General features: G+C 64.7%; 9 protein-coding genes and 1 pseudogene. 4 read left to right on the forward strand and 6 right to left on the reverse strand.

The window, feature by feature from the left end; genetic code table 11:
* Positions 1–36: 36 nt before the first annotated feature.
* Positions 37–1,545, reverse strand: coding sequence for a malate dehydrogenase (quinone) (mqo, locus tag GFY24_RS06125; protein WP_153803952.1), 1,509 nt, complete (start codon positions 1,543–1,545; stop codon positions 37–39).
* An 83-nt stretch (positions 1,546–1,628) separates the two neighbouring features.
* On the opposite strand from mqo, the gene GFY24_RS06130 reads away from it, so the two are divergent.
* Positions 1,629–2,306: a TetR/AcrR family transcriptional regulator gene (locus tag GFY24_RS06130; protein ID WP_153803953.1), complete on the forward strand. Its 678-nt coding sequence runs from the start codon at positions 1,629–1,631 to the stop codon at positions 2,304–2,306.
* Here the strand turns inward: GFY24_RS06130 and GFY24_RS06135 are convergent.
* Positions 2,303–2,833, reverse strand: coding sequence for a CGNR zinc finger domain-containing protein (locus tag GFY24_RS06135; RefSeq protein WP_153803954.1), 531 nt, complete (start codon positions 2,831–2,833; stop codon positions 2,303–2,305). The two genes, GFY24_RS06130 and GFY24_RS06135, sit on opposite strands and share 4 nt — an antisense overlap.
* A 39-nt stretch (positions 2,834–2,872) precedes the next feature.
* On the opposite strand from GFY24_RS06135, the gene GFY24_RS06140 reads away from it, so the two are divergent.
* On the forward strand, positions 2,873–3,841 hold the full coding sequence (locus GFY24_RS06140) for a DMT family transporter (RefSeq protein WP_153803955.1): 969 nt from the start codon (positions 2,873–2,875) through the stop codon (positions 3,839–3,841).
* On the opposite strand, the gene GFY24_RS06145 is transcribed toward GFY24_RS06140, so the two are convergent.
* A complete protein-coding gene (locus GFY24_RS06145; RefSeq protein ID WP_153803956.1) occupies positions 3,825–4,961 on the reverse strand; it encodes an epoxide hydrolase family protein in 1,137 nt (378 codons plus the stop codon). The genes GFY24_RS06140 and GFY24_RS06145 overlap by 17 nt on opposite strands.
* A 95-nt stretch (positions 4,962–5,056) precedes the next feature.
* Between GFY24_RS06145 and GFY24_RS06150 the strand changes: the two genes are divergently transcribed.
* Both GFY24_RS06150 and GFY24_RS06155 read left to right on the forward strand, forming a co-directional pair.
* Positions 5,057–6,055, forward strand: a complete 999-nt coding sequence (locus GFY24_RS06150; protein WP_153803957.1) for a YafY family protein — start codon at positions 5,057–5,059, stop codon at positions 6,053–6,055.
* 107 nt (positions 6,056–6,162) lie between these two features.
* Entirely contained in the window at positions 6,163–6,870 is a 708-nt protein-coding gene (locus GFY24_RS06155) for a hypothetical protein (RefSeq protein ID WP_153803958.1), read from the forward strand.
* Between the two features lie 19 nt (positions 6,871–6,889).
* On the opposite strand, the pseudogene GFY24_RS41680 reads toward GFY24_RS06155, so the two are convergent.
* The 3 genes and pseudogenes from GFY24_RS41680 to GFY24_RS06175 all read right to left on the reverse strand — a co-directional run bounded on the left by GFY24_RS41680 (position 6,890) and on the right by GFY24_RS06175 (position 15,219).
* Positions 6,890–7,546: pseudogene (locus GFY24_RS41680) on the reverse strand (Uma2 family endonuclease).
* Positions 7,547–7,646: 100 nt separating this feature from the next.
* Entirely contained in the window at positions 7,647–11,600 is a 3,954-nt protein-coding gene (locus GFY24_RS06170; RefSeq protein WP_309230521.1) for a DNA-directed RNA polymerase subunit beta', read from the reverse strand.
* Positions 11,601–11,733: 133 nt separating this feature from the next.
* On the reverse strand, positions 11,734–15,219 hold the full coding sequence (locus tag GFY24_RS06175) for a DNA-directed RNA polymerase subunit beta (protein ID WP_309230522.1): 3,486 nt from the start codon (positions 15,217–15,219) through the stop codon (positions 11,734–11,736).
* Positions 15,220–15,641: the final 422 nt, after the last annotated feature.

Here is a 15,641-nt window from a genome sequence, read left to right on the forward strand (position 1 = left end):
CGGGCGCGGCGGTGCCTTGTCCATGTCCGCTTGCTGTCAGGACAGATTGTCCGGAGCCACCAGACCCAGGATCTCCGCGGTGCGCGACATGGTCTGCCGGGCCAGGCGCATATCGGTGGCCAGGCTCAGGCCGAGCGTGGGAATCAACTCGCGCAGCGGCTCGGCCCACAGGCCGCGATAGCGCGGGAAGCAGCGCTCCAGCACATCCAGCAGGATGGCGGGTGCGGTGGACGCGCCCGGGGACGCGCCGAGCACCGCCGCGATGGTGCCGTCCGAGGAGGCCACCACCTCCGTACCGAATTGCAGTGCGCCCCGGCCGCTCGCATCCCGCTTCACGATCTGGGCGCGCTGCCCGGCCGAGATCAGGGACCAGTCACCGGGCGCGGCGGCGGGCGCGAATTCGCGCAGCGCCGACATCTTGCGACCCCGGGTGGCGGTCACCTGGGACAGCAGCAACCAGATCAGTCCCGGATTTTCCTTGATCATCGACGCCAGCGGACCCACATTGTGCGAGCGCAGCGAAGCCGGGGCATCCAGCACCGAGCCCTGTTTGAGGAACTTGGGATTCGCGCCGGGATACGGGCCGAACAGCAGGGCACGTTTACCGTCGACCACGCGAGTATCCAAGTGCGGCATGGACATCGGCGGTGCGCCGACCTTGGCCTTGCCGTACACCTTGGCATCGTGCCGCTCCACGATCGCCGGATTGTCGCAGCGCAGGAAGCGACCGCTCACCGGTAGCAAGCCGTAGCCCTGCACCTGCGGCAGCCCGGCATTCTGCAGCAGTTTCAACGCCCAGCCACCCGCACCCGCGAAGACGAAACGGGAATCCACCCAGCGGGTGAGACGGTCATTGTCGGTGAACTGGTGAATACGCAATTGCCAAGAGCCATCATTGTTCTTGCGCATACCGCGCACCTCGCAGCGGCGGTGGATCTCCACGCCCGAGGCCTCCAGGTGCGCGAACAGCTGCCGGGTCAGCGAACCGAAATCGACATCACTGCCGGTGACATCACGGGTCGCGGCGAACGGCTCGTACAGGCCGCGGCGTTCGGTGAGCAGTGGCGCCCAGCCCTCGATGAGTTTGGATTCGGTACTGAACCGCATGGCGCTGAAAAGCGGGTGCGCGGAAAGGGTTTCGTGCCTGCGGCGCAGATGGTCCACATCGTCGGTGCCGTGCACCAGGGTCATATGCGGAACCGGATTGATGAAAGTGTCCGGCTTGCCGAGGATTTCGGCCTCCACCAGGGAAGCCCACAATTGCCGGCTCTGCTGGAAATGCTCATTGACAGCGACGGCCTTGGCGATATCGATACCGCCGTCCGCGGTTTCGCTCGTGTAGTTGAGTTCGCACAGTCCGGAATGCCCCGTACCGGCATTATGCCAGGGGGCCGAAGCCTCCGCCGCGAGCTCGGGAAGTCGCTCGTACACCGCAATCGACCAGGTCGGCTCCACGTGTTTGAGCAGGATACCGAGGGTGGCGCTCATGATCCCGCCGCCGACCAACACCACATCGTAGGGACGCAGGGCCGTTCGCGTATTCATAGTCATCTCTCCGGAGACCCCCATTGGACTCGTAAAGCGTAGGGGCACGCTAACACTCGCTTGTACATGCGTATAGTTGGGCGATGGCCGGACGTGAGAAACTCAACAGGCAACGCCTCAGCCGCGACGCCGTGATAGAAGCCGCGCTCGACCTGGCCTACCGCCGCGGCATCGACGGACTCAGCTTCCGGCGGCTCGCCGACGCACTCGACGTCTCACCGATGGCGCTGTACTGGCATGTGGAGAACAAAGACGAACTACTGAATGCCATGGGCGACAGAGCATGTCGCGACCTGGAGATCACCGCCGATCCGGATGAGCCGTGGGATCGCCAATTACGTTCGCTGGTCACAGATTTCGTGCGGATGATCGAGAAGAATCCGGGGGCAGCCCCGATCATCATTCCGCGCGTGGTGTACTCCGAAACCGGGCGCGAATTCATGGAGCGGCTGATCGGACTACTGCGCGGGGCGGGGTTCGACGTCAGCGAGGCAACACAATTGGCGCGACAGGGGGCACGCACCGCCATGAGCCTGGTCAACGAGCCGCTCTTCACCGGCGTCGGCCTCGAACCCGAACGACGAGCGCTGCTACTCGCCCAGGCCGAGGCGTTGCACGCGGAGCTTCCGGCCGAGCGCTACCCGAATATTCTCGCCGCCTGGAATGACCTGGGCGACATCACTTCCCGGGAGTCGTTCATCCAGCTCGGCATCGACACATTCGTACACGGCGTGGTCGGGCTGGCCGCCGCACGCGCCTAACGCTGACGAGCGCGGTACGCCGCCACCGCATTGCGATTTCCGCACGCGGTGCTGCAGTAGCGGCGGGAGCGGTTGCGGGACAGGTCCAGCACGATGCCCTCGCAGGTGTCGTCGGCGCAGATCGCCAGGCGGCTCAGTTCGTCGGCACGGATCACGTCGATCATGGCCATGGCGGTTTCGACGGCAATGCGCACCGGCAGCGGCGCATCCGGGGGTACGGCGTGAATGTGGTAGTCGAGGCCGTCGTGGCGGACCAGCTGCGGGACCGCGCGATACTCGGCCAGGATGGCGTTCACCAGTTCGACCGCGGTATCGCGATCGCTGGTCAGCAGGCGGCGCAGGAGGGCGCGCTGGGCGCGGACGGCATCGAGTTCCGCCGCCGCGCCGGTGCGGGAGCCGGTATAGCCGTGCCGGACGAAGAAGTCCTTCAACTGGGCGGTTTCGGTCATCGTGTCCGGAGGTTCCGCCGAATTCACCAGATCGACGGCGGCGGCCATGGCGGACACCGTGTCATCAGTAAAGACCATGTTGACATATTACACATACACCCCTTAGCGTCATCAGTCATGGCGACGATGACACATGACACCCCCGTGCGCAGCCGACTCGGCAATGGGCTGCTGCTGGCGGCGCTGTCCGCATCGTCCTTCGGGCTCTCCGGCGCACTCGCGCGCGGGCTGCTGAACGCGGGCTGGAGTCCCGCCGCAGTGGTCATCGTGCGCGTACTGCTCGGCGCGGCCGTACTGCTGCCCGTGGCGGTCGTACAACTGCACGGGAACTGGGGTCTGCTGCGCCGCAATATCCCCCTGCTCACCGGATACGGGCTGCTCGCCGTCGCCGGCGCGCAACTCGCGTACTTCAATGCCGTCGCGTATATGGACGTCGGCGTCGCACTGCTCATCGAATACACCGCACCCATCGCGGTGGTCGTCTGGCTGTGGCTGCGACACGAACAGAAACCCGGCCGCGCAACGGTTCTCGGGGCGCTCATCGGTATCGCCGGACTCGTGCTCGTGCTGGACCTGCGCTCCGATGTGCCGACCAGCTGGATCGGGGTGCTGTGGGCACTCGGCGCAATGGTCGGCGCGGCAGCGTATTTCATCATGTCCGGCAGTGCCGGAGAAGCCGTCCCCGGTACCGTACTGGCCACCAGCGGACTGCTCATCGGCGGCTTCGGCATCCTCATCGCAGGACTGGCCGGCATCGTGCCACTACACGCCACCACCAATCCCGTTGCCTTCCAGGGCTTCACCGCGCAGTGGTGGCAGCCGCTGCTGGCGCTCGGTGTCATCACCGCCTCGCTCGCCTACGTCTCCGGCATTGCCGCCACCCGAATGCTCGGATCGCGGCTCGCCTCCTTCGCCGCCCTCACCGAGGTACTGGCCGCCATCCTGTTCGCCTGGGCCCTGCTCGGCCAGGCCCCGCACGCCATCCAATTGCTCGGCGGCATACTGATTCTCGCCGGCGTCGTCGTGGTCCGACTGGGTGAACCGCAGGAGAATCCGGCCGATCCGACCCTCAGCGAACCGCACTGAAGAAGGCGCGAATATCGGCGGTATGCGCCCGCGGCACCTCCATGGCGACGAAATGATTGCCCGGATTACCGGACGGCCAATACGCAATGGTGTTGTCCCGCTTCGCGAGTCGGCGCATGAGCGCGGAACCACCGCCGTACACCCCGGTCGGCACCGCGCGCTGACCCGACGGCCAGCCGAAACCACCACCCGCGGCCAGACCGTCGTACATGGGCCATGAGGAACTCGCCGCCGTATTCGTGAACCAGTACAGGCTGATATTCGTCAGCAGCAGATCACGATCCAGGACGTCCTCGACATGTGCTGCCGCAGGCGTGAATTCGTGGAATTTGTGCATAAGCCATGCCGCCAGGCCGACCGGCGAATCGGTCCACGCGTGCGCGAAGGTCTGCGGTGCGGTACCCAGCAGGGCGTGATGGTCGACCCCGGTCATCCACTGCCGCATGGCACCCCATTCGACGCGCTCATCTTCGGTCATGGACGGTACATCCTCGAGGGTCGGGATGCCGACACCGCCGTCGAGATGTACGCCGATCACGTGATCCGGTGCGGCCGAGGCCATTTCGGGGGCGATATACGCGCCCAGGTCACCGCCCTGTACCGCGTAGCGGTCGTAGCCGAGGCGCGCCATCAGCGTTGTGAACATGCGCGCCACACGGGCCACGGTCATGCCCGTGTCACGCGGGGCCTCGGAGAAGGTGAAGCCCGGGATCGAGGGGATGACAACATGGAACGCCGGCTCAGGGTCCAAGCCGTGCGCACGCGGATCGGTCAGTGGACCGATGGTCCTGCTGAACTCCACGAACGAGTTCGGCCAGCCGTGCGCGAGGAGCAGCGGAATCGCATTCGGCTCGGGTGAACGCAGGTGCAGGAAGTGCACGTCGAGGCCGTCCAACTCGGTCATGAACTGCGGGAACTCATTGAGCTCGGCTTCGATTGCCCGCCAATCGAATTCGGTCCGCCAGTATTCGGCCAGCTCGCGCAGGTAGTCGACCGGTACACCGCGCTTCCAGTCCTTGCCCGGCAACGGCGCCGACCAGCGGGCATTGCGCAGACGCTCGTGCAGGTCGGCTAGATCGGACTGCGGGATATCGATACGGAAAGGGCGGATCGCGGTCATTTCATCCTCCTGAAGTGGCGATTGTTCGAGCCGAGAACGACGTTAGGAGGCATCTAGGACCGTTTTTGTCCTAGATGTGCGCGATTATTGAGAACATGAACGACACACCCGGCCGACTGCTGCGACTGCTGTCCCTGCTGCAGACCCCGCGCGAATGGCCGGGTAGCGAGCTGGCCGACCGGCTCGGCGTCAGTGATCGGACGGTGCGGCGGGATATCGACCGGCTACGAGAGCTCGGGTATCCCGTCGAGGCGACGCTCGGGGTGACCGGCGGATACCGGTTGGCAGCCGGGGCCGCGCTGCCGCCACTGGTGCTCGACGACGATGAGGCCGTCGCGATCGCCGTCGGATTGCGGGCGGCGGCCGGGCAGGCCGTGGCCGGAATCGAAGAGGCGTCCGTGCGCGCGCTCGCCAAACTGGAGCAGGTACTGCCGCACAAACTTCGGCGACGGGTTCGGGTAATCGGCGCGGCCACAGCGACATTCAGTGGCGACGGACCGACCGCCGATCCGGAGGTACTCGCCACACTCGCCGCCACCGTCACCAATACCGAACGGGTCCGCTTCGCCTACCGCGATGCCGCGGGCACCGAAACCCGGCGCAATATCGAACCCAATGGCCTGGCCACCCTGCATCGCCGCTGGTACCTGGTCGGATTCGATCTGGATCGCAATGCCTGGCGCAGCTTCCGGGTCGACAGGGTCGAACGACCGCAACCCACCGGGGCCCGGTTCACACCCCGCGAACTGCCCGCCACCGATGCCGCCGCCTACGTCGCCGGTGCCCGAACCGACTGGGGCACAAAGACTTATCGCGTCGACATCACCATGCACGCCCCCGCGTACCGGATCGCGGGACGCCTCGGCGAGGCATCCGGCGCACTCGGCACCCACGACTCGGACAGCTGCCGACTTCGCGAAGAACGCGACGATGCCCCGGAATGGCTTGCCAGCCAGCTCATTTCACTCGGCGTCGAATTCGAGGTGCGCGACTCCCCCGAACTGGAACACCACCTGAGCGTGGCCGCCGCCCGAATCGCCCGCGCCCTACCCGCTGACAATTCACCACGAAATTCCCTGCACCCGAATAGCTGAGGCGCGCGGCGCATATGCGACGAAAGGGTTCCCCTCCCCCATTACCGCCGGTACGTTTCTCGGCAAACATCGGGCTCCGCGCAGCCCGCGACGCTAGGGGCACCACCATGGCAAAACCCAAATCCATCGCGCCAGTGCTACTGAGCCTCACCGCCACTGTGGCGCTCACCGCGAGCGGTGCGCTCACCGCCACCGCCGAACCGGCACCCGCACCGGCGAATTCGAGCCTCCAGGTCCAGGGCACCGACCACGGCGTCGCCTACCAGGTCGCCCTCACCGAAGACCGCCGCGCCACCGTCAGCACCCTGCAAGCCGGCCGCTTCCTCGCCACCTGGGACGGCGAAGCGATCATCGCCACCGACGACGCCGGCCGCGTATTGGCAACGGTCCCACTGAAATACGACATCGCCGGAAAATCTGTCGAATTCACCCCGGCGATCGACACCGACAACAAGCGCCTGACCCTGACCCCGGTAGCCGAATCCCCCACTCCCCTACGCGATGTCAACGCCCAACAGCGCTTCTTCGACGTAGTCCAAGCCAATATGCCCACCGTCCTCACCGGCGCGGCAATCGGCGGAGCCATCGGCTTCCTACTCGGCTTCCCCGCGGGCCTTTTCGTCTTCGACATAATCACCGCCCCCATCGGCCTCGTCGTAGGCAGCATCGTCGGCGCGGCCATCGGCCTCCAACAGGGCGGCGGCCAGGAAGCGGTGAACGCCGCCCTCACCTACGCCGACACCCTCGTCCCCGGCGCCTCCCAAACCATCCGCCCCGCCTTCGAATCCCTCCCCGCCCCACAACCTCAGAACTGACCAGGCAAAATTGCCCGAATCACCAAGTGACTTCGGGCAATTCGATATCGATCGGGAACGGGCGATCGACCTCGAGCTGTCCTCGGTGAACACCGGTCGGGGCATAGCCACCCTCAGGTAGCAACTCGAAGGTGTAGACGACCATCTGGTCGTCCTCGTTCTCGACCCGCCAGAAGCACTTGATGCCCGCCTCCGCGTATTGCAGCGGCCGGTGCTTGCGGTCCTTCGTCTTCGTTCGTGGTGAGACCACCTCGACGACGAGATGAACATCCTAAGGTTCGAAGACCAGGCTGTCGGACTGGACTGCCGTCCGCGACACCACGAGAACGTCCGGCTCGGGCACGCTGCCGCCAAGGTTGATGCCTTGTTCGGTAGCGATGACGAACGGGCGGGGAGCAACCGTCCGGAGTCCGTGCTTCAGCAGATCACTGACCTCGTTGTGCCAGTGTGTGGCCGGAGCCATCATCACGACGTCACCGTCCAGCAACTCGAAGCGGCCATCGACAACTTCTATCAGACGTGGCAAATCTTCGGCGGTGAATCCACCGGCCGGGGGCATCGGCAGCGACACCAACCGAGTCCGGATCGGTTCATCGGAGTGCGGCTGTGCGGTCATACCAGCCAGCGTAGTTGACCTCACGCGTGTCAAACGCACTGTTTGTGCCACATTTGCCATGATCCAAATGGAGAGACGCCGATCCGAGACTCCTCCTTAAAGCACGCGGCCCCCGCTCCGAATCGGAGCGGGGGCCGAATGTTTTGCCCTACTAGAAGCTTTAGCGGTAGTCGCTGAAGCCGTAGTCGTCCAGCGGGACCGCGGCACCGGTGGTGGTGCCGAAGCCGTCGGGGCTGTAGTAGGTGTCGTCGTAGGACGGCACCGCGTACGCGGCCTGGCGGGCTTCCTCGGTGGGCTGAACCTGGATGTTGCGGTAGCGGTTGATACCGGTACCGGCGGGGATCAGCTTGCCGATGATCACGTTCTCCTTCAGGCCGATCAGCTTGTCGGAGCGGCAGTTGATCGCCGCATCCGTCAAGACACGAGTCGTCTCCTGGAAGGAGGCCGCCGACAGCCACGAATCGGTGGCCAGCGACGCCTTGGTGATACCCATCAGGACCGGACGGCCGGAAGCCGGCTCGGCACCCTCGGACACCACGCGACGGTTCGAGTTCTCGAACTCGGCGCGCTCGACGAGCGAACCGGGCAGGAACTCGGTCGCACCCGAATCGATGATCGTCACACGACGCAGCATCTGGCGAACGATGACCTCGATGTGCTTGTCGTGGATCGACACACCCTGCGAGCGGTAGACCTCCTGGACCTCGTGGACCAGGTGGATCTGCACCTGACGGGGGCCCATCACGCGCAGCACCTCGTGCGGATCCGCGGAGCCCTCCAGCAGCTGCTGGCCGACCTCCACATGATCGCCGTCGGCGAGCAGACGCTCGGAACCGTCCTCATGCTTGAATACGCGCAGACGCTGACGCTTCGAGAGCTTGTCGTACAAGACCTCATCCGACCCGTCGTCCGGAATGATCGTGATCTTGTAGAAGCGGTCGTCGTCCTCGAGCCGCACGCGACCCGAGACCTCCGCGATGGGCGCCTTGCCCTTGGGCACACGAGCCTCGAAAAGCTCCTGCACTCGGGGCAGACCACCCGTGATGTCGTCACCCGCGACACCACCCTGGTGGAAGGTACGCATGGTCAGCTGGGTACCCGGCTCACCAATCGACTGCGCCGCGACGATACCGACGGCCTCACCGATATCGACCAGCTTGCCGGTCGCCATCGAACGGCCGTAGCAGGTCGCGCAGACGCCGGTGCCGGTGGTGCAGGTCAGCACGGAGCGGACCTTCACCTCGGTGATACCCGCGTCGAGCAGCGCCTCCAGGGCGGGATCGCCCAGGTCGTGACCCTTCTCGACCACCACATTGCCCTTGGCGTCGATTGCGTCCGACGCCAAAGTACGTGCGTACGTGGAGGTTTCGACGTGCGCGTCCCGGATGAGCGAGCCGTCGGCCTGCTTCTCCGCGATCGGCACCACGATGCCACGCTCGGTGCCACAGTCGGTCTCGCGCACGATGACGTCCTGCGACACGTCCACCAGACGACGGGTCAGGTAACCCGAGTCGGCGGTACGAAGCGCGGTGTCGGCCAGACCCTTTCGCGCACCGTGGGTGTTGATGAAGTACTCCAGAACCGTCAGACCCTCACGGAAGGAGGACTTGATCGGCTGCGGGATGAACTCACCCTTCGGGTTCGTCACCAGACCCTTCATACCCGCGAGGGTACGAGTCTGGGTGAAGTTACCCGTGGCGCCCGAGTCGACGATCGTGATGATCGGGTTGTCGGACGGGTAGTGCGCACGCAGCGCGCGACCGACCTCTTCGGTCGCTTCCTGCCAGATCTTGACCAGGGCGTTGTTGCGCTCCTGGTGATCCAAAGCACCACGCTGGTACTTCTTCTCGATCTGATCGGCCTGCGCGTCGTAACGCGCCATGATCTCCGCCTTCTCCGGCGGAACGAGCACGTCCGACATGGAGACGGTGACACCCGAACGCGTGGCCCAGTAGAAGCCCGCGTCCTTCAGCTTGTCGACGGTCTGCGCCACGACAATCATCGGGTAACGCTCGGCGAGATCATTGATGATCGCCGCCTGACGCTTCTTCGGCATCGGCTCGTCGATGTACGCGTAATCCGCGGGCAGCAGCTCGTTGAAGATCACGCGACCCAGCGTGGTCTTGGCAGTCCACGCATCGCCACGCTGCCAGCCGTCCGGGAACAGCTCGGCCTCGATCTCCTTCTGCGGGCGCTGATTGGTCAGGCGGACCTTGATCAGCGAACGCACGGTGAGCTCACCGCGGTCGACGGCCATCTGCGCCTCGGCCGGCGAGGAGTACACGCCGAACTCGGCGTGATCCTTTGCGGCCGAACGGTATTCACCCTTCGCGCCCTCTTCGAGGCGAGTCAGGTAGAACAGGCCGGTCACCATGTCCAGTCGCGGCATGGCGAGCGGACGACCCGAGGCGGGCGACAGGATGTTGTTCGAGGACAGCATCAGGATGCGGGCCTCGGCCTGCGCCTCCGCGGACAGCGGAAGGTGCACGGCCATCTGGTCACCGTCGAAGTCGGCGTTGAACGCCTCACACACGAGCGGGTGCAGCTGAATGGCCTTACCTTCGACCAGCAGCGGCTCGAAGGCCTGGATACCCAGGCGGTGCAGGGTGGGCGCACGGTTCAGCAGCACCGGGTGCTCCGAGATGACCTCTTCCAGGACATCCCACACCTGAGCGCGCTGACGCTCGACCATCCGCTTGGCGGACTTGATGTTCTGCGCGTGGTTGAGATCCACCAGACGCTTCATGACGAACGGCTTGAACAGCTCGAGCGCCATCAGCTTCGGCAGACCACACTGGTGCAGCTTCAGCTGCGGACCGACCACGATGACCGAACGGCCCGAGTAGTCGACACGCTTACCCAGCAGGTTCTGACGGAAACGACCCTGCTTGCCCTTGAGCAGATCGCTCAGCGACTTCAGCGGGCGGTTACCCGGACCGGTGACCGGACGGCCACGACGACCGTTGTCGAACAGCGCGTCCACCGACTCCTGAAGCATGCGCTTCTCGTTGTTCACGATGATCTCGGGCGCACCCAGATCGATCAGTCGCTTCAAACGGTTGTTGCGGTTGATGACGCGGCGGTACAGGTCGTTCAGGTCGGAGGTCGCGAAGCGGCCACCGTCCAGCTGCACCATCGGGCGCAGCTCCGGCGGGATCACCGGCACAGCGTCCAGCACCATGCCCATGGGCGAGTTGCCGTTCATCTGGAACGCGGCGACAACCTTCAGACGCTTCAGCGCGCGAAGCTTCTTCTGGCCCTTGCCGGTACGGATGATCTCGCGCAGGTTCTCGGCCTCGGCCGGAATGTCGAAGTTCTCCATCAGCTTCTGGATGGCTTCGGCACCCATGGCACCGGTGAAGTACTCGCCGTAGCGGTCCTGCAGCTCGCGGTAGATGATCTCGTCGATGATCAGCTGCTTCACCGAAAGCTTGGTGAAGGTGGTCCAGATCTCGTCGAGGCGGTCCAGCTCACGCTGGGCACGGTCGCGCAGCTGACGCATTTCGCGCTCGCCGCCGTCCTTCACCTTGCGACGCACATCGGACTTGGCGCCCTCGGCCTCGAGCTCGGCGATATCCGCCTCGAGCTTCTGGGCGCGGGCCTCGAGATCGGCGTCGCGCTGGTCGGCGACGTTCTTCTTCTCGACCTCCATCTCGGCTTCGAGCGTGGAGAGTTCGTTGTGCCGCAGTTCGTTGTCGACGCCGACGATCACGTAGGCGGCGAAGTAGATGATCTTTTCCAGATCCTTCGGCGCCAGGTCGAGCAGGTAGCCCAGACGCGACGGGACACCCTTGAAGTACCAGATGTGCGTGACCGGAGCGGCCAGCTCGATGTGGCCCATCCGCTCACGGCGCACCTTGGCACGAGTCACCTCGACACCACAGCGCTCGCAGATGATGCCCTTGAAGCGGACCCGCTTGTACTTACCGCAGTAGCACTCCCAGTCCCGGGTGGGACCGAAGATCTTCTCGCAGAAAAGCCCGTCCTTCTCCGGCTTCAGCGTGCGGTAGTTGATGGTCTCCGGCTTCTTCACCTCGCCGAACGACCACTGCCGAATGTCTTCAGCGGACGCCAGGCCGATCCGGAGTTCATCGAAGAAGTTGACGTCTAGCACGTAACTTCCTTTCCCCTGTTCGGGTTGAGTATGAGCAAAAGTTCGCTAAATCCCACTCGTAGCGACTGCTTGCAGGTCGCTCGAAAGGGTCTGCCTGGGAGCGCTTTTGAAGGCGCTCCCAGACCGATCGCTCTTACTGCGCCAGGTCGTCGACCGTCGCAGCCTCGTTGCGGGACAGGTTGATGCCCAGGTTCGCCGCGGCGCGCTCCAGGTCCTCATCATCGCCATCACGCATCTCGATCGCGGCACCGTCCGAGGACAGCACCTCGACGTTGAGGCACAGCGACTGCAGTTCCTTGAGCAGAACCTTGAACGACTCCGGAATACCCGGCTCCGGGATGTTCTCGCCCTTGACGATCGCCTCGTACACCTTCACGCGGCCGACGACATCGTCGGACTTGATGGTGAGCAGTTCCTGCAGCGTGTAGGCGGCGCCGTACGCCTGCATGGCCCAGCACTCCATTTCACCGAAGCGCTGACCACCGAACTGGGCCTTACCACCGAGGGGCTGCTGCGTGATCATCGAGTACGGACCCGTCGAACGCGCGTGGATCTTGTCGTCCACCAGGTGGTGCAGCTTCAGGATGTACATGTAGCCGACCGAGACCGGGTACGGGAACGGCTCGCCGGAGCGGCCGTCGAGCAGCACCGCCTTGCCGTTGTCGTCGATCATCTTCTCGCCGTCGCGGTTCGGCAGCGTCGAGGTCAGCAGACCCGTCAGCTCCTCCTCGCGCGCACCGTCGAATACCGGGGTGGCGATATTGGTGTCAGCGGGCTGACCCAGCATCTCGGCGGGCAGGTTCTTGGCCCAATCCGGGCTGCCGTCGACCTGCCAGCCGGTCTTGGCGATGTAACCCAGATGGGTTTCCAGCACCTGACCGATATTCATACGACGCGGAACACCGTGCGTGTTCAGGATGATGTCGACCGGAGTGCCGTCCGGCAGGAAGGGCATATCCTCCTGCGGCAGGATCTTGCCGATGACACCCTTGTTGCCGTGGCGGCCGGCCAGCTTGTCGCCGTCCTGGATCTTGCGCTTCTGCGCAACGTAAACGCGCACAAGCTCATTCACCCCGGGAGGCAGATCGTCGTCGTCGTCACGCGAGAAGACGCGGACGCCGATGACCTTGCCGGACTCACCGTGCGGCACCTTGAGCGAGGTGTCGCGAACTTCGCGAGCCTTCTCACCGAAGATGGCGCGCAGCAGGCGCTCCTCGGGGGTCAGCTCGGTCTCACCCTTCGGGGTGACCTTGCCGACCAGGATGTCGCCGTCACGAACCTCGGCGCCGATACGGACGATGCCACGCTCGTCCAAGTCGGCCAGGACCTCGTCGGAGACGTTCGGGATATCCCGGGTGATCTCCTCCGCGCCCAGCTTGGTGTCGCGAGCATCGATTTCGTGCTCCTCGATGTGAATCGAGGTGAGCACGTCATCCTCCACGAGGCGCTGCGACAGGATGATCGCGTCCTCGTAGTTGTGGCCCTCCCACGGCATGATCGCCACGAGCAGGTTCTTGCCGAGCGCCATCTCACCGTTCTCGGTGCAGGGACCGTCGGCGAGGACGTGACCGGCCTCCACGCGGGTGCCCTCGTCCACGATCGGACGCTGGTTCGCGCAGGTGCCCTGGTTGGAGCGCTCGAACTTGCGCATGCGGTACGAGCGGCGGGTGCCGTCGTCGTGCATGACGGTGATGAAGTCGGCCGAAACCTCTTCCACCACACCGGCCTTCTGGTTCACGACCACGTCACCGGCGTCGACGGCGGCGCGCAGCTCCATACCGGTGCCGACCAGCGGCGACTCGGAACGGATCAGCGGCACGGCCTGACGCTGCATGTTCGCGCCCATCAGGGCACGGTTGGCGTCGTCGTGCTCGAGGAACGGAATCATGGCGGTCGCGACCGAAACCATCTGGCGCGGCGAGACATCCATGTAGTCGACCGCGTTCGCGTCGACGTACTCCATCTCCTCGTTGCCGTGCCGCGCGAGCACGCGTGCCTCGAGGAAGTTGCCGTCCGCGTCGACCGGCGAGTTCGCCTGGGCGCGGATGTGGCGGTCTTCCTCGTCGGCGGTGAGGTACTTGACCTCATCGGTGACGCGACCGTTGGCGACCTTGCGGTACGGGGTCTCGATGAAACCGAACGGGTTGACCCGCGCGTACACCGACAGCGAACCGATCAGGCCGATGTTCGGGCCTTCCGGGGTCTCGATCGGGCACATGCGGCCGTAGTGCGACGGGTGGACGTCACGGACTTCCAGGCCGGCGCGCTCACGGGACAGACCACCCGGGCCAAGGGCCGACAGGCGGCGCTTGTGGGTCAGACCCGAGAGCGGGTTGTTCTGGTCCATGAACTGCGACAGCTGCGAAGTTCCGAAGAACTCCTTGATCGCGGCCACGACGGGACGGATGTTGATCAGGGTCTGCGGCGTGATGGCCTCGACGTCCTGGGTCGTCATGCGCTCGCGCACAACGCGCTCCATACGCGAGAGACCGACGCGGATCTGATTCTGGATCAGCTCGCCGACGGTACGCAGACGACGGTTACCGAAGTGGTCGATGTCGTCGACGTCGACCGGAACCTCGGAGCCGCCGGGAGCGGTCATCATGCGATCGCCCTGGTGCAGGCGCACCAGGTACTCGATCGTCGCGACGATGTCTTCCTTGGTCAGCGTCGAGCCGGTGACCGGCTGGTCCAGGTTCAGGCCCAGCTTCTTGTTGATCTTGTAGCGACCGACGCGCGCCAGGTCGTAACGCTTCTCCTTGAAGAACAGGTTCTCCAGCAGGGTCTGCGCGGACTCCTTGGTCGGCGGCTCGCCCGGACGCAGCTTGCGGTAGATGTCCAGCAGCGCCTCGTCCTGACCCGGGGTGCTGTCCTTCTCCAGGGTGGACATCATGATCTCGGAGAAGCCGAAGCGCTCCACGATCTCCTCGGCGGTCAGGCCGAGGGCCTTCAGCAGCACGGTGACCGGCTGCCGGCGCTTGCGGTCGATACGCACACCGACGGTGTCGCGCTTGTCGACGTCGAACTCCAGCCACGCGCCACGGCTCGGGATGACACGCACGGAGTGCAGCGTCTTCTCGGTGGACTTGTCGATGGAATCGTCGAAGTACACGCCCGGCGAACGAACCAGCTGCGAAACGACAACACGCTCGGTGCCATTGATGATGAACGTGCCCTTGTCGGTCATCATCGGGAAATCACCCATGAAGACCGTCTGAGACTTGATCTCACCGGTGTTGTTGTTGATGAACTCCGCGGTCACGAAGAGCGGCGCCGCGTAGGTCATGTCCTTGTCCTTGCACTCTTCGATGGAGGCCTTGACCTCTTCGAAGCGCGGGTCGGAGAAGGAGAGCGACATGGAACCGGAGAAGTCCTCGATCGGCGAGAGCTCCTCGAGCACCTCCTCGAGCCCACCGAAGGGGTTGACGTCGCCTCGGGCGACTGCCTTTTCCCGCCAAGTCGGTGCACCGACCAGCCAGGCGAATGAGTCGGTTTGTAGATCGAGAAGACCCGGAACCTCGAGGGGCTCACGAATCTTCGCGAAAGACACCCGCTTCGGGGCTCCGGGAATACCGGCCTTGGTCTGGGTGGAGACTGCCAAGATGCGTCCTTCCAGCACCTCACGCGCGTCGCGTGGTGGTCCGCGACCGTCGCTTGTCTGCTACGAATTCCGCTGGTACAACCCGAACGAAACCCGAACAGCAAACAGCGGAAGCAACACCGGAAGGTGGAACTTTCGTCGATGCGATCGAGGTATGGACAGGAGGCAGCCAGCGCAACGTCCAAAACTACACCCAAACCTACGGGGGTGTCAAAGTACCACCCGTGGTGAACCCCGGAGGGCTAACGCGCCGAAGCGTGTCACGGTGGTGATCACACCGCACTGATGCGGCGTCAAGACCACGTCACGGCCGGATCGAACACCGCGGAGCGATGCGATCGGGTACCGCTCAGCGGCGATATCACACCGTCTGCCGACCGGGCTCGGTGTCCGCTGGCTGCGTTCCTCGAGCGCCTCGTCGGCGTCTGATCCCCTGTGAC

Origin of the sequence: Nocardia sp. SYP-A9097 (assembly GCF_009649815.1) — a bacterium.
GTDB lineage: Bacteria > Actinomycetota > Actinomycetes > Mycobacteriales > Mycobacteriaceae > Nocardia.